Source organism: Microbacterium sp. EF45047 (assembly GCF_028472845.1).
GTDB classification, from domain to species: Bacteria; Actinomycetota; Actinomycetes; order Actinomycetales; family Microbacteriaceae; genus Microbacterium; species Microbacterium neungamense.
Window position 1 is genome coordinate 1,071,584 of sequence record NZ_CP069429.1, and the last position, 14,540, is coordinate 1,086,123.

Annotated in this window: 14 protein-coding genes and 3 pseudogenes; 9 read left to right on the plus strand and 8 right to left on the minus strand. The window is 70.1% G+C overall.

Annotated elements, in window-relative coordinates; translation table 11 throughout:
* Positions 1 to 23 precede the first annotated feature (23 nt).
* The gene (locus JRG78_RS05105; RefSeq protein WP_259607936.1) at positions 24 to 422 is read right to left on the minus strand and encodes a hypothetical protein; all 399 of its coding nucleotides are present in this window, start codon (positions 420 to 422) and stop codon (positions 24 to 26) included.
* Between the two features lie 300 nt (positions 423 to 722).
* On the opposite strand from JRG78_RS05105, the gene JRG78_RS05110 reads away from it, so the two are divergent.
* Entirely contained in the window at positions 723 to 1,790 is a 1,068-nt protein-coding gene (locus JRG78_RS05110; RefSeq protein WP_259606526.1) for an IS110 family transposase, read from the plus strand.
* Between the two features lie 46 nt (positions 1,791 to 1,836).
* Positions 1,837 to 3,076, plus strand: a pseudogene (locus JRG78_RS05115) (IS3 family transposase).
* 20 nt (positions 3,077 to 3,096) lie between these two features.
* Here JRG78_RS05115 and JRG78_RS05120 read toward each other — a convergent pair.
* Complete coding sequence (locus tag JRG78_RS05120; RefSeq protein WP_061873125.1) at positions 3,097 to 4,164, minus strand: IS110 family transposase; 1,068 nt, start codon at positions 4,162 to 4,164, stop codon at positions 3,097 to 3,099.
* Between the two features lie 316 nt (positions 4,165 to 4,480).
* Here JRG78_RS05120 and JRG78_RS05125 point away from each other — a divergent pair, with 316 nt between their 5' ends.
* Positions 4,481 to 4,732, plus strand: a complete 252-nt coding sequence (locus JRG78_RS05125; RefSeq protein WP_336297707.1) for a hypothetical protein — start codon at positions 4,481 to 4,483, stop codon at positions 4,730 to 4,732.
* Complete coding sequence (locus JRG78_RS05130; RefSeq protein WP_259607937.1) at positions 4,732 to 5,121, plus strand: recombinase family protein; 390 nt, start codon at positions 4,732 to 4,734, stop codon at positions 5,119 to 5,121. The genes JRG78_RS05125 and JRG78_RS05130 overlap by 1 nt, the downstream gene beginning before the upstream one ends.
* Positions 5,122 to 5,170: 49 nt before the next feature.
* Here JRG78_RS05130 and JRG78_RS05135 read toward each other — a convergent pair.
* A pseudogene (locus tag JRG78_RS05135) lies at positions 5,171 to 6,566 on the minus strand (IS3 family transposase).
* Positions 6,567 to 6,732: 166 nt separating this feature from the next.
* Between JRG78_RS05135 and JRG78_RS05140 the strand changes: the two are divergent.
* Positions 6,733 to 7,221, plus strand: a complete 489-nt coding sequence (locus tag JRG78_RS05140; protein ID WP_259607938.1) for a hypothetical protein — start codon at positions 6,733 to 6,735, stop codon at positions 7,219 to 7,221.
* Between the two features lie 25 nt (positions 7,222 to 7,246).
* On the opposite strand, the gene JRG78_RS05145 is transcribed toward JRG78_RS05140, so the two are convergent.
* From JRG78_RS05145 to JRG78_RS05160, 4 genes and pseudogenes are all read right to left on the minus strand, one after another.
* Positions 7,247 to 7,723 carry a YbaK/EbsC family protein gene (locus JRG78_RS05145; protein ID WP_259607939.1) on the minus strand — a complete coding sequence of 159 codons (477 nt, stop codon included), beginning with the start codon at positions 7,721 to 7,723 and terminating at the stop codon, positions 7,247 to 7,249.
* Between the two features lie 61 nt (positions 7,724 to 7,784).
* Positions 7,785 to 8,895: pseudogene (locus JRG78_RS05150) on the minus strand (MFS transporter).
* On the minus strand, positions 8,892 to 9,338 hold the full coding sequence (locus JRG78_RS05155; RefSeq protein ID WP_259607940.1) for a MarR family winged helix-turn-helix transcriptional regulator: 447 nt from the start codon (positions 9,336 to 9,338) through the stop codon (positions 8,892 to 8,894). The pseudogene JRG78_RS05150 and the gene JRG78_RS05155 overlap by 4 nt, the downstream one beginning before the upstream one ends.
* A gap of 36 nt (positions 9,339 to 9,374) precedes the next feature.
* Positions 9,375 to 10,169, minus strand: a complete 795-nt coding sequence (locus JRG78_RS05160; RefSeq protein WP_272653728.1) for an IclR family transcriptional regulator — start codon at positions 10,167 to 10,169, stop codon at positions 9,375 to 9,377.
* A 104-nt stretch (positions 10,170 to 10,273) separates the two neighbouring features.
* On the opposite strand from JRG78_RS05160, the gene JRG78_RS05165 reads away from it, so the two are divergent.
* From JRG78_RS05165 to JRG78_RS05175, 3 genes are read left to right on the plus strand one after another with little or no spacing between them, the layout of a single operon-like run.
* Positions 10,274 to 11,074, plus strand: coding sequence for a CoA transferase subunit A (locus JRG78_RS05165; RefSeq protein WP_259607942.1), 801 nt, complete (start codon positions 10,274 to 10,276; stop codon positions 11,072 to 11,074).
* Between the two features lies 1 nt (position 11,075).
* Positions 11,076 to 11,732: a CoA transferase subunit B gene (locus JRG78_RS05170; protein WP_259607943.1), complete on the plus strand. Its 657-nt coding sequence runs from the start codon at positions 11,076 to 11,078 to the stop codon at positions 11,730 to 11,732.
* Positions 11,729 to 12,907, plus strand: a complete 1,179-nt coding sequence (locus JRG78_RS05175) for an acetyl-CoA C-acetyltransferase (RefSeq protein ID WP_259607944.1) — start codon at positions 11,729 to 11,731, stop codon at positions 12,905 to 12,907. Before JRG78_RS05170 ends, JRG78_RS05175 begins: the two co-directional genes overlap by 4 nt.
* Positions 12,908 to 13,083: 176 nt before the next feature.
* On the opposite strand, the gene JRG78_RS05180 is transcribed toward JRG78_RS05175, so the two are convergent.
* A complete protein-coding gene (locus JRG78_RS05180; protein WP_259607945.1) occupies positions 13,084 to 13,368 on the minus strand; it encodes a hypothetical protein in 285 nt (94 codons plus the stop codon).
* Between the two features lie 114 nt (positions 13,369 to 13,482).
* Here JRG78_RS05180 and JRG78_RS05185 point away from each other — a divergent pair, with 114 nt between their 5' ends.
* Positions 13,483 to 14,520: an iron ABC transporter substrate-binding protein gene (locus JRG78_RS05185; protein ID WP_259607946.1), complete on the plus strand. Its 1,038-nt coding sequence runs from the start codon at positions 13,483 to 13,485 to the stop codon at positions 14,518 to 14,520.
* Positions 14,521 to 14,540 lie beyond the last annotated feature (20 nt).

Below are 14,540 nucleotides of genomic sequence, written 5' to 3' on the forward strand. Positions count from 1 at the left end.
CGAAGGTCAGCAGTGCTGGTGTCTCACCCCATCCTGACGCACGGGGTGTAGCGGTGCAACGGGACTGAAACGCCGTCGTATGTGAAGCCCATGTTGTCCTTCGTCAGGATCGTCAACGGCTGCTCGCCGGTCCACTCGATCCCAAGGCGCACATCGTACTCGTCTTGGGTGGTCGCCCCGGCTGTGGTCCGCATGAGCGCCATCAGGTCAGCGACAGCGCACTCGATGGCGGCAGGCTCCACTTGCCAGCCATCGAAGTACCCATCGTTGCTCATGCGATGCCCGCCGACAGCCGCGGTGACCGTCACCGAGCCGTGATGGTGGACGCTCATCCACGCCTCCCTCCAGACCGAGCGTTCACCGGTCGCCGTGTTCACGGCCACCCAGCGCCGCAATCCGGGACGCGGGTTGTCGCGGTCCACATGAATCGGCTGTAAGTCTCTGAAGTGGCTGGCCTGGGGTCGGCTGGCAGGGTGGGTGCTGGTGCTCCGTCTGGTCGTGACTCTTGAATCGCCTGGCCTCCCGCTTCGGCGGGGTGCCTTTCCCAGGATCTGTCCGGCCGGGTGGGTGCCGGCGCCGACCCTGCCCACTCCGATGGCTTGATCAGAAGCTTGCCCGACCGTTCACGGCGGTCGTGGCCCATTACAGGCCTGCCTCGAAGTGACCATTCCCGGGTCGACGCCAGCAGTGACGTCAACCCAGTGGAGAGGATCACGGTCACCATGACCATCGTCGCAAACACGTTCGCGTATGTCATCGGCGCGGACACCCATTCCAGAACACACACTCTCGCCGTGCTCGACGCGCGCACTGGCGCCAGAGTGGACACTCGGACCTTCCCGACGACGCCGGCGGGATTATCACGCGCGGTCGCGTGGATCGCTCGGCGCACCAGCGGGCTGGCCGATGTGCTCGTAACGATCGAGGGCGTCGGCTCGTATGGCGCCCGGCTCGCGAGAGCATGCCAGGACGCCGGCTACCGGGTCGTGGAGTCGTTCCCGACAGCGGCACGTGAACGTCGCGGACGAGGCAAGAGCGACGAGATCGACGCGGAACTGATCGCCCGCTCCGTGCTCGGCGTCGATGCCGACAACCTCCGTGATCCGCGTCAGGACGCGGGAGTCCGCGCGGCGCTGCGGGTGCTGATCGGCGCCCGCGACCTCATCAACCTCGAACGCACCAGGTCGATCAACGCCTTGACCGCGCTGCTTCGAACGGTCGACCTCGGCATCGACGCCCGCGCCTCGCTCACCAAGAAGCAGCTCGCGGCGATCGAGTCCTGGCGCACGCGACAGGAGGACCTCGCGACCGCGACAGCCCGCCGGGAAGCGATCCGGCTGGCCCGACGGGTTGCCGTCTGCGATGAGGACCTCGCTGCTAACCGTGACGCGATCACCGCGCTGGTCGCCGCCAGCGACGCCGCAATCCTGCTCGACGAGCCCGGGATCGGCGCGATCAACGCGGCCGTGATCATCGCCGCCTGGTCACACCCCGGCCGGGTCCGCTCCGAAGCAGCGTTCGCCGTGCTCGCCGGCGTCAGTCCCGTGCCCGCCTCGAGCGGAAACACCACCCGTCATCGCCTCAACCGAGGAGGCGACAGGCGTCTGAACAGAGCCTTATCGTCGATCGCGCTGACCCGAATGTCGCACCACCCGCCGACCCGCGCCTACGTCGAACGCCGACGAGCCGAAGGACGCACCACCAAGGAAATCCGCCGCTCACTCAAGCGATACATAGCCCGCCAGCTCTACCGCCGCCTCAGCGAGCAGAGCGGACTTGACAACACATAGAAGCATCCTGGGTTTCGTTCCGTTCTTGAAGCAAGGATGGAACACGATGAACCAGAAGTACTCTCCCGAGATGCGCGAGCGCGCGCTGCGGATGCTCGATGAGGCCAAGGCCTCCGGTGAGCACTCGAATCTGATGTCCGCCGTGCGGCATGTTGCGGGGCTCCTCGGCATGAGCGCGGAGACGCTGCGGGTGTGGCATTGCCGCCGCGAGGTCGACGCCGGCGCGAAGCCCGGTGTCCCGAGCGATGTCGCTGAGGAGAACAAGCGCCTGCGCCGCGAGGTGGCCGAGCTGCGAAAGGCGAATGAGATCCTCAAGGCTGCGAGCGTGTTTTTCGCGAAGGAGCTCGACCGGCCCTGACCGAGATGATCCGCTTCATCGACGAGTATCGAGAGCGGTTCGGGGTCGAGCTCATCTGCCGGACGCTGCGCCCGGCAGTGCAGGATTCATCACGTCCCGCGGGTATCGCGCCGCGAAGACCCGTATAGCCTCCGCCCGGCAGCTGCGCGACGAGCTGCTGGTGCCCGAGGTCGCCAGGCTGCATGCGGAGAACTACGGCGTCTACGGGCGGCGGAAGATGCATGCTCTCCTGAAACGGCAGGGGTGGGACATCGGCCGCGACCAGACCGAGCGCCTCATGCGCCTCGCGGGAGTGCGTGGGGTTCGCAAGTCGGAGAAGGTGTTCACGACCAGGCCGGACAAGGCGCAGGCCCTACCGCGGGACCTCGTCCAGCGGCGGTTCCGTGCGGACGCGCCGCGCCGACTCTGGGTTGCAGACATCACGTATGTGGCCACCTGGGCGGGCTTCGCATACGTCGCGTTCGTCACCGACGTCTATTCACGTCGGATCGTGGGCTGGAACGTCGCGGCGACGCTGCGCGCGGAGGTGCTGCCGCTGCAAGCGCTGGACATGGCCGCCTGGGGCGCGGACGGCCCGCTGGACGGGCTGATCCATCACGCCGATCACGGCTCGAACTACATGTCGATGGTCTACACCGACCGGGTCGTCGAGCTTGGCGCAACACCCTCGACGGGAACCGTCGGGGACTCGTATGACGCCCTCGCCGAGGCGGTCAACAACCTCTACAAGACCGAGCTGATCCGCCAGCGCGGCCCCTGGAGGACCGTCGAGCAGGTCGAGCTCGCGACGCTCGAATGGGTGTGGTGGTGGAACCATCAACGCCTGCACGGCGAACTCGGCATGCGCACCCCGATCGAGATCGAGGACGCGTACTACGCTGACCTCGAATCAGGCCTCCCGGCGACCGCCGGACAGGGAAACCGATAGGAACGAAACCCAGGATGCTTCTATGTGTTGTCAAGTCCGCTCTGCTCGCTGAGGCGGCGGTAGAGCTGGCGGGCTATGTATCGCTTGAGTGAGCGGCGGATTTCCTTGGTGGTGCGTCCTTCGGCTCGTCGGCGTTCGACGTAGGCGCGGGTCGGCGGGTGGTGCGACATTCGGGTCAGCGCGATCGACGATAAGGCTCTGTTCAGACGCCTGTCGCCTCCTCGGTTGAGGCGATGACGGGTGGTGTTTCCGCTCGAGGCGGGCACGGGACTGACGCCGGCGAGCACGGCGAACGCTGCTTCGGAGCGGACCCGGCCGGGGTGTGACCAGGCGGCGATGATCACGGCCGCGTTGATCGCGCCGATCCCGGGCTCGTCGAGCAGGATTGCGGCGTCGCTGGCGGCGACCAGCGCGGTGATCTCGTCACGGTTAGCAGCGAGGTCCTCATCGCAGACGGCAACCCGTCGGGCCAGCCGGATCGCTTCCCGGCGGGCTGTCGCGGTCGCGAGGTCCTCCTGTCGCGTGCGCCAGGACTCGATCGCCGCGAGCTGCTTCTTGGTGAGCGAGGCGCGGGCGTCGATGCCGAGGTCGACCGTTCGAAGCAGCGCGGTCAAGGCGTTGATCGACCTGGTGCGTTCGAGGTTGATGAGGTCGCGGGCGCCGATCAGCACCCGCAGCGCCGCGCGGACTCCCGCGTCCTGACGCGGATCACGGAGGTTGTCGGCATCGACGCCGAGCACGGAGCGGGCGATCAGTTCCGCGTCGATCTCGTCGCTCTTGCCTCGTCCGCGACGTTCACGTGCCGCTGTCGGGAACGACTCCACGACCCGGTAGCCGGCGTCCTGGCATGCTCTCGCGAGCCGGGCGCCATACGAGCCGACGCCCTCGATCGTTACGAGCACATCGGCCAGCCCGCTGGTGCGCCGAGCGATCCACGCGACCGCGCGTGATAATCCCGCCGGCGTCGTCGGGAAGGTCCGAGTGTCCACTCTGGCGCCAGTGCGCGCGTCGAGCACGGCGAGAGTGTGTGTTCTGGAATGGGTGTCCGCGCCGATGACATACGCGAACGTGTTTGCGACGATGGTCATGGTGACCGTGATCCTCTCCACTGGGTTGACGTCACTGCTGGCGTCGACCCGGGAATGGTCACTTCGAGGCAGGCCTGTAATGGGCCACGACCGCCGTGAACGGTCGGGCAAGCTTCTGATCAAGCCATCGGAGTGGGCAGGGTCGGCGCCGGCACCCACCCGGCCGGACAGATCCTGGGAAAGGCACCCCGCCGAAGCGGGAGGCCAGGCGATTCAAGAGTCACGACCAGACGGAGCACCAGCACCCACCCTGCCAGCCGACCCCAGGCCAGCCACTTCAGAGACTTACAGCCGATTCAAGTGGGGCATCCCCGCGATGCTTCTCGCCGCGCCCTACCTGCTCGCCGCGAGCATCTGCACCAACCTCATCGCGGACGGTGGCCCTGGGTGGCTCAATCTCCTCGTGCTCCTCTTCATCTGGAACGCGATGAAGTTCCTCATTATTGGGCCGGTCAGCTTCGCGCTCCTGGTCCGTGTTCGCTCCCAGGAAGTTACAGCGCGCCGCCGCGCGCGGCGACAGGACGGAGCGGCCCGCTCGCTTCACTACGCGGAAGTGAGCGTTGCCTGATGGGCGCCGTGATCTACACCCGTAGCGCGAGGCCGAACCGCCGATCGCACGAGGAGCAGATGGAAGCCTGCGAACGCCTGATCGCAGAGCTCGGCTACGAGGTCATCGAGCAGTTCCACGACGTCGGTAAGGCGCGGCCGGGACTTGACCAGCTCCTCGCCACGGTCCGTGACGGCAAGGCGTCAGCGGTCGTCGCTGCTGGCCTCGACCGACTCGGCCGCACGTTCGACACGATCACGCACATCATGAAGACGCTGAACGAGGTCGACGTCCGGCTCTACATCGTGGGCCACGGCCAAGTGAACCTCCCCACGACGCCAGAATTCGGCATCATGCGTGCGCTCGCCGAGTACGAGGCAGAGCACGTCGAGGACGACATCACCCGCTGATCGAAACGGCGGTGGCCGGAAAGTGTCAAGGCGGGTGAGACAGATTCCGTCAGGCGGTCTGTATGAGGGCCTCCTGTGAGGGCTGGTTGATCCAGGCGGCCTCGGGCAGCTTGGGCGCCTGGGGTCGGCGGTGGCCGAAGCGCTCGGGACGGGCGGCGTAGGCCGCGTCCAGGGTGGCCTGGCGCTGGGCGCGGACCTGCCCGGCGGTGCCGAAGTGGACGCTGGCGGGGGTGTGCAGCCCGATCCCGCAGTGGCGGTGCTCGTGGTTGTAGTAGGCGAAGAACTGCTCGGCGAACGCGCCGGCGTCGGCCAGGGACCCGAAGCGCTCGGGGAAGACCGGGGCGTACTTCAGCGTCTTGAACGCCGCCTCGCTGTAAGGGTTGTCGTTCGACACGTGCGGGCGGGAGTGCGACCTGGCCACCCCGAGGTCGACGAGCAGCTGAGCGACCGGTTTGGAGGTCATCAGGTCCCGCGGTCGGCGTGGATCGCCTCCGGCACGCCATGGATGCCCATGGCGTGCTCGAGCAGGTTCTTGGCGATCTCGGCGTCCTCGCGGGCCGCGATGGTCCAGCCCACGACGAACCTGGAGAAGATGTCGAGCACGACGTACAGGTCGTAGTACACGCCCCGCTCCGGCCCCTTGAGCTTTGTGATGTCCCAACTCCACACCTGCCCCGGCGCCGTCGCGACGAGCTCGGGCCGGGTCCGGGGCGGGTGGCTCGCCTGCCGGCGCCGTTCCCCGGCCATGTCGTGCTCGCGCAGGATCCGGTGCATCGTGGACATCGAGCACAGGTAGGTGCCCTCGTCCAGCAGCGTGGCCCAGACCTGGGCGACCGACTTGTCCGCGAACCGCTGGCTGGTCAACACGGCCAGCACGTGGGCCCGCTCGGCGGCGGACAGCTTGTTCGCCGGTGCCGGCCGCGGTGTCCGTGGACGTGGCGGTGGCGGGTTCTTGGCCCGGTAGTGACTGGCGCGGGAGCGACCCAGCAGCGCGCACGCAGCCGCGGTGCCGACGTGCTCGGCCAGCCCGTCGACGGCCGGGTTGATCACCGCGGCGACCGCGGCGGCTTGTCCGCGCTCTCGGAGAGCGTCTCCAAGAGCGCGTGTGCTTTTCCCATCAGGTCCAGCGCCGCCCTGGTCTTGGCCAGCTCGGCCTCGGCCTTCTCCGCCCGGGCCCGTAGCGCCTGCAGCTCCCGCTCGCGCCGGTCCCGCGGCTTGCTGCCCAGCCCGGACAGCGAGCCGGCGGCCGCGGCCTTGCGCCACTCGATGATGTGGGAGGTGTACAGGCCCTCCCGGCGCAGGATCTCCCCACGCCCAGAGCGGTCCGCGGCGTCGTACTCGGCCAGGATCGCCGCTTTGAACTCGGCGGTGAACGTCCGCCTCTTGGGCCGGTCAGCACGAGGAGCCATAGCCCCATCATCGGTGCCGACGTCAGCAACCGTCATCGTCATCTCAGTATTGGTCCGTTCTCGCCCCGTGCAGTGCGAAGGTCAGCAGTGCTGGTGTCTCACCCCATCCTGACGCACAGGGAGGTCCGGGGCTTCGTCGTGTGCGGGGGCTCTTCCCTGATCCCGGTTCGAGTGAGACCATGGCGATTGACGAGGAGGCCTGATGATCGAACTCGACGACATCGACACCGATGAGGACGGCGCGCTCACCGCGACAGTCGAACTGCCCGGCGGTCGCCGCGTCACCGTGGAGTACGAATTCGAGGACGACTTCGAACTGCTCGACGAGGACGAGGACGAGGACGAGGAGGACGACCTCGACGAGGGTCTCGAGCCGGAGGACCTCCCCGACATGGACACCATGCAGGAGACCGTCCAGCACGCCCTCGCGCGCCTCACCGCCGAGGTTCTCGACGCGCGCGAACGCGAAGTGGCGGAGTCGCTCATCGAGGCCGCCTACGAGGACGAGGACGAGGACGACCTCGAGGAGCCGCTCGCCGCGCTGCGGGAGGACATCAGCCTGGACGGCGTCGTCGTCTTCGGCGACGGCGGGATGACGCTCCTCTATGTCGCCCCCGAGGAGTACCCGGACCTCACCATCTACTGCCTGCTGGACGACGATCTCGAGATCGACGACATCATGGTCGAATGACCCGCGCCCGGCGGGGGGGTCCGGCTCAGGCCACGCGGACGGTCGTGCCGCCGGTCAGCGCGCGCAGCTGCTCGAAGGTCAACGGCATGACCGTGTGCGGCGTGCCGCCCGCGGCCCAGATCCGGTCGAAGGCCGCAAGGTCCTCGTCGAGATACGTCGGCAGCGGCTGCGGATGCCCGGCGGGGGCGACGCCCCCGATCGCCTGACCGGTCGCCGCGCGCACGACCGCGGCCGGCGCCATCGCGACCGACTCCGCCGCGATCGCCGCCGCGAGGACGTCGACGTCGACGCGGTGCGCGCCGCTCGTCATCACCAGGATCGGCCTGCCGTCGGCGACGAGCACCAGGCTGTTCGCGATCGCTCCGACCTCGCATCCGACCGCCTGCGCGGCCTCGGGCGCCGTCCGGGCCGAATCCGGCAGCACGACGATCTCGGTGTCGATGCCCGCCGCCGCCAGGTGCTCCTGCACGATGCGGCTGCGGTCCGGGAGGGTGGCGGTCACTATCTCTCCTCGTTCATGCCGATGGCGGCGTCTGTGCGGCGCCCGATACGTGCGGCTCCGCTCAGGCCGCGTCACCCACGAGGATAGCCGCGGCATCCTCCGCCGGGCCGTCCGCGGGATCGTCGATGTGCGCGAGCACGCGGCGTCCCAGCAGCACGGTCAGCGCGGCGAGGAGCACCGCCGCCGCGGCGAACAGGTACGGCACCGTGTCGCCGAACGCGTGCGCGAGCGCGGCCGCGACCGGCGGCGCGACGGCACCGCCCAGGAAGCGCACCGCCGAGTAGGCGGAGGACGCCACCGCGCGGGGCAGATCGGTCGCCTCCATGACCGCCTCGGTGAGCACGGTGTTCATCACGCCGAGCAGGAGGCCGCCGATCACGATGCAGATCACGAGCGCCGCGGGCGAGGCCACCACGAGCCCGGCCGCCATCAGGTCGGCGGCCAGCAGCGGCAGCGTGATCAGGATGATCGCTGTGCGCGGCATCCGCCGCATCAGCACGGGCGCGACCCACACGCTGGTCACCGCGAGCGCCACGCCCCAGCCGAAGAAGGTGAGGCCGATGCCCATCGCCCCGAACCCGAGGGGGAAGGGGGAGAAGGCCAGCAGAACGAAGAACCCGATGTTGTAGAACAGCGCCGCCACGGCGAGCACCGCGAGCGCGGGGCGCTTCAGCGCGCGGAACGGAGCGGAGAACGGCACCCGCTCGCGGCGCTCGGCCGGAGTGCGCAGCAGGAGCAGCACGGCGATGAAGGCGATCGCCATCAGCGCCACCACCCCGAAGAACGGCGCCCTCCAGCTGTGCTCGCCCAGCAGTCCGCCCAGCAGCGGACCGACTGCGATGCCGAGACCCAGCGCCGCCTCGTACAGCACGATCGCCGCGCCGCTGCCGCCGGCTGCCGCGCCGACGATCGTGGCCAGGGCCGTGGAGATGAACAGCGCGTTCCCGAGCCCCCACCCCGCGCGGAAGCCGATCACCGCGTCGACGCTTCCACTCAGGGCGCAGAGCAGAGCGAACACGACGATGAGACCGAGCCCGGCCAGCAGCGTCGCCTTCGCGCCGATCCGGCTGGACACCCAGCTGGTGACGAGCATGGCCAGGCCCGTCGGCGAACGCGACCGCCCACACCTGCGACGGCTGCCTCCACACCGATCCGGTTCCCGTGCTGCTCATCCTTCGTCTCCTGTCCTGTCGATGGTGCTTCCGTCGCTGCGCTCGGCGAGCAGCTGCGCGGCCCGCTCCAGCGCCCGCCAGTCCGCCTCGGAGAGGTCGGCGAACCGGGGCGCGAGCGTGTCCCGCAGCTCGTCGCGCCACGCCCGGAGCGCCCGGCGTCCCTCCTCCGTGGCGGTGACGACCGTGGCGCGCGAATCCTCCGGATCCGCGGTGCGGATCACCAGACCGGCGCGCTCCATCTCGCCGATCAGCCGGGTCATGCCCGGTTGCGTCGTGCGCGCCGAGGTCGCCAGGGCGCCGATGCGGGCGCCCGCCGAAGCCTCGAGGAGGCTGAGCACGCGCCACTGCGCCGAGGGTGCGTCGTTCCCGGCATCCCGGGCGGCGATCCGCGCGAGCGCGTGCGCCGCGATCACGATGCGAGGGAGGATGTCCGCGCGATTCATACCAACAAGTATATAACAAGCGGTATGTAAATGCTCTCAGCGGCGCGATCCCGCGATCCGTGAGGAGAGCTGGTGCGCGTGCGAGAGCAGAGTCCGCCCGAGCTGCCCGATGCGGTCAGGGCCGAACCGGAACTCCACGCAGGTGAGGCTGAGCGCCCACTCGGGCCGGCCCTCGCGATCGAACACCGCCGCGCCCATGCCCCAGGAGCCCGCCACGATGAGCCCCGGGTTCACCGCGTATCCGCGCTCCTTCGTCTCCCGCAGCCGGCGGCGCAGCGGCTTCTCGGCGTGTGCGGCGCCCCAGCGCTCCGGCAGCTCCGGATGCCGCTCGAGGTAGGCATCCACATCGTGGTCAGGCAGGAAGGCCAGGATCGCCAGGCCTGCGCTGGCCACGCCGAGGGGGAAGCGCACGCCCTCGCTCAGCACGAAGGAGCGGATCGGGAAGGACCCCTCCTCCCGGAGCAGGCACACCGTCTCGTCCGCGCGCCGCGCGGAGAGGAAGGCGCTCTCCTCGGTCTTCACGGCCAGCGAGCGCACGATGTCGCGCGCCAGCTCGGTGATGTCGTAGCGCGCCGCGGCCACGTTTCCCATGAGGTAGAGCTCCGGTCCCGGCATCCAGAGCGCGGATGCCTCGTCCTGATCCACCAGGCCCTCCAGGCGCAGCGCGGTCAGCAGGCGGTGCGCCGTGGAGCGGCTCAGCCCCGAGCGCCGGGAGAGCTCCTGCAGCGACACCCCGTCGGCCGCGGCGGTCACCAGGCGCAACAGCGCCGCGGCACGGGCGACGGCCTGGGCGCCCGGCACGGAGCGTCTCGCGGCGGCACGCTGTTCCATGATGTGGACGCTAGTCGGCACCGCGACCACATGGCAAGCACCGGCTTGCCGCCGGTCGCATCGCGGGACGAAGCTGGAGTCCTCCCGACACGAAGGAGTGACGCGTGATCGACAAGCTCTGGCCGTCGGCGGCGGAGGCCGTCGCCGACATCCCGGACGGCGCCTCGCTGGCGGTCGGCGGCTTCGGCCTCTCCGGCAACCCGATGGCTCTCATCGAAGCCCTGCACGCGCAGGGGACGACGGATCTGAGCGTGGTGAGCAACAACTGCGGCGTGGACGACTGGGGCCTGGGCATCCTGCTGCACTCCCGCCGCATCCGCAAGATGACCTCGTCGTACGTCGGTGAGAACAAGGAGTTCGAGCGCCAGTTCCTCGAGGGCGACCTCGAGCTCGAACTGACCCCGCAGGGCACCCTGGCCGAGAAGCTGCGCGCCGGCGGCTCCGGGATCGCGGCGTTCTTCACACAGACCGGCGTCGGCACCCAGGTCGCCGAGGGCGGGCTCCCGCGGCGCTACGCCCCCGGCGGGGCCGTCGCGGTGGTCTCTCCGGCCAAGGACGTGCGCACCTTCGAGTACCGCGGCGAGCCGCGCGAGTTCGTGCTCGAGGAGGCGATCACCACCGACTACGCGCTGGTGCACGCCGCGCTCGGCGACCGGCACGGGAACCTGGTCTTCAACAAGGCCGCCCGCAACTTCAACCCGCTCGCCGCCATGGCGGGGCGCATCTGCATCGCACAGGTCGAGCGCCTCGTGGAGCCGGGGGAGATCGACCCCGACCGCGTCCACCTGCCCGGCATCTACGTGCACCGGGTCGTCGAGGTCGGCACGGACATCGAGAAGCGCATCGAGCGGCGCACGGTCTCGGTCGAGCAGGCCGCCGCGCGCCCGATGCCGGAAGGAGCCTGACATGCCGCTCACCCGCAACGAGATGGCCGCCCGTGCGGCCAGGGAACTCGCCGACGGCTCCTACGTGAACCTCGGGATCGGCCTGCCCACGCTGGTGCCCAACTACGTGCCCGAGGGCGTGGCCGTGGTGCTGCAGTCCGAGAACGGCATCCTCGGGGTCGGGCCGTACCCGGCCGAGGCGGACGTCGACCCCGACCTCATCAACGCCGGCAAGGAGACGGTCACGGTGCTGCCGGGTGCCGCCTTCTTCGACTCCGCGACGAGCTTCGGGATGATCCGCGGCGGCAAGATCGACGCCGCCATCCTCGGCGCCATGCAGGTCTCCGCCGCCGGAGACCTCGCCAACTGGATGATCCCGGGGAAGATGGTCAAGGGTCCGGGCGGTGCGATGGACCTCGTCCACGGCGCCGCGCGCGTGATCGTGCTGATGGAGCACGTCGCCAAGGACGGCTCGGCGAAGATCGTGAACGAGTGCTCCCTGCCGCTCACCGGACGCGGCGTGGTCGACCGGATCATCACCGACCTCGCTGTGATCGACGTCACCCCCGACGGCCTCGTGCTGGTGGAGACCGCGCCCGGCGTCCGCGTCGAGGACGTCATCGCCGCGACCGAGCCGCCGCTCACCGTCGCCGACGCACTGAAGGAGACCGCATCATGAGCGACATCGTCATCGTCGCCGCCGCCCGCACCCCGCAGGGCCGCCTGAAGGGCCGGCTCGCCGCCTTCACCGCCCCGCAGCTCGGGTCGTTCGCGATCCGCGGCGCCCTCGCGCAGGCCGACATCGACCCGGGGGAGGTCGACGCGGTGATCATGGGCCAGGTCCTCGCCGCAGGATCCGGGCAGAACGCCGCCCGTCAGGCCGCCATCGGCGCCGGCATCGGCTGGGACGTGCCGTCGAGCTCGGTGAACAAGGTGTGCCTGTCCGGCCTGACCGCGATCATCGACGCCGCACGCATGATCCGCACCGGCGACGCCCTCACCGTGGTCGCAGGCGGCATGGAGTCCATGACCCGCGCCCCGCACCTGCTGATGGGCTCCCGGGACGGCTGGGCGTACGGCAGTGTCGAGGTGCTCGATCACATGGCGTACGACGGTCTCACCGACGCGTACGACCGGGAGAGCATGGGCGCCTCCACCGAGCGGCACAACGCCCGCTTCGAGATCAGCCGCGAGGTGCAGGACGAGGTCGCGGCGCGATCCCACCAGCGCGCCGCCGCGGCGAAGAGCGCGGGCGTGTTCGGCGCCGAGATCGTCCCCGTCGAGGTGCCGCAGCGCAAGGGCGATCCGATCGTCGTCACCGAGGACGAGGGCGTGCGCCCGGAGACCACGGTGCAGACCCTGGCCGGCCTGCGTCCGGCCTTCGCGGAGGGCGGCTCGATCACCGCCGGCAACTCCTCGCAGATCTCCGACGGCGCGGCCGCCGTGGTGGTGACCACGCGGGAGCACGCGGAGGAGAAGGGCTGGCCCGTGCTGGCCGTCGTCGGCGCCAGCGGGCAGACCGCGGGGCCGGACAACTCGCTGCACGCCCAGCCGGCGCGGGCGATCGAGCGGGCGCTGCAGAAGCAGGGCATCTCCGCGGCGGACCTCGACCTGGTGGAGATCAACGAGGCGTTCGGCGCGGTCGTGGCGCGCTCGGAGCAGGAGCTCGGCCTGTCGGCCGACATCGTCAACATCCACGGCGGCGGCATCGCCATCGGGCATCCGATCGGCGCCAGCGGCGCGCGGCTCGTGGTGCACGCCGCGCACGAGCTGGCGCGGCGCGGGTCGGGCACGGCGGCGGTCGGTCTCTGCGGCGGCGGAGGACAGGGCGAGGCGCTGATCCTCACGCGGTGAGCGGATGCCCGACGGGCAGGACGCTTCGACGGGCTCAGCGTCCGTGACGGGCTCAGCGTTCGTGACGAGCACGGACGCTTCGACGGGCTCAGCGTCCGGGACCGACGGGCTCAGCGTCCGGGACCGGCGGGGTCAGCGTCCGGGACCGGCGGGGTCAGCGTCCGAGACCGGCGGGGTCAGCGGAGCTTGGCGAGCTTCTTCTCGGCCTTCGCCCGCTCCTTCTGCTCCTTCTTGCGCCGCTTCTCCTTGGCCTCGGCCACGGGGGAGTCGGGCGCGACCGGAAGGCCCCGCGCATCGCGGCGCATGTCCACGGCGGTGCCGATCGCTAGGGCGAGCGTGATGCCCCAGCTGACCCAGGCGAGCACGGCGCGCCACGTGATCGGGGTGTCGCGTGAGCCGCGCAGCAGCGTCGCGCCCGCGGTGATCGCGCCGAAGAGGCCGGTGCTGAAGAGATAGCGCATGCTCCCACGCTATCCGGCGCGGGCGGGACCGTGTCCAGGGGTTGCGTCGCGTGTGGCATCCGTGCTCGCAGCCGGTAGGATAGGCCAGCCTTACCTTCCCGAGAGGACCCGCCCATGCCCGCCACCCGCCTGCGTCCGCTCGCCCTCGCGGCCTCGCTCCTGCTGATCCCGCTCGCCGGCTGCGCGCCGGCCGGAGGAGCCGGCGACGACGCCGCGGGTGAGGACGACGCGCTCGTGATCTACAACGCCCAGCACGAGCAGCTCACCGAGGAGTGGACGGCGGCGTTCACCGAGCAGACCGGCATCGAGGTCAAGCTGCGCCACGGGGACGACAGCGAGCTCGGCCACCAGCTCGTGCAGGAGGGCGAGGCCTCACCCGCCGACGTGTTCCTCACCGAGAACTCGCCGGCCATGTCGCTGGTCGAGGAGGCCGGGCTGTTCGCCCCCGTCGACGAGGACACGCTGGCCCTGGTGCCGGAGCAGTTCCGCCCCGGGACCGGCGCATGGACCGGCATCGCCGCCCGGGACACGGTCCTGGTCTACAACCCCGAGCTCATCTCGGAGAGCGAGCTGCCGAGCTCGATCATGGAGCTGCAGGACCCGGCCTGGAAGGGCAAGTGGGGTGCGGCACCCGGGGGTGCCGACTTCCAGGCGATCGTGTCGGCCATCCTCGCCACCCAGGGCGAGGAGGCCACCGCGGCCTGGCTGGAGGGGATGGCCGAGAACGCCACCATCTACCGGAACAACGTCGTCACGATGAAGGCGGTGAACGCCGGCGAGGTGCCGATGGGCATCATCTACCACTACTACTGGTACCGCGATCAGGCCGACACCAAGGAGAACAGCGGCAACACCGCGCTGCACCGCTTCGCTCCCGGTGACCCGGGTGCGTTCGTGAGCATCTCCGGCGGCGGGGTGCTGGCCTCCAGCACCCGGCAGGAGCAGGCGCAGCAATTCCTGGCCTGGCTGGTCGGCGAGCAGGGGCAGACCATCCTCGGCGAGGGGTACAGCTACGAGTACCCGGTGGCCAGCGGCATCCCGGCGCGCTCGCCGCTGCCGCCGCTGGAGTCGCTCGGCGCCCCGGAGATCGACCCGTCCGAGCTGAACGGCCCGACCGTCATCGAGCTGATGACCGAGGCGGGGCTGCTCTGACCATCGCACCCGCCCGTCCG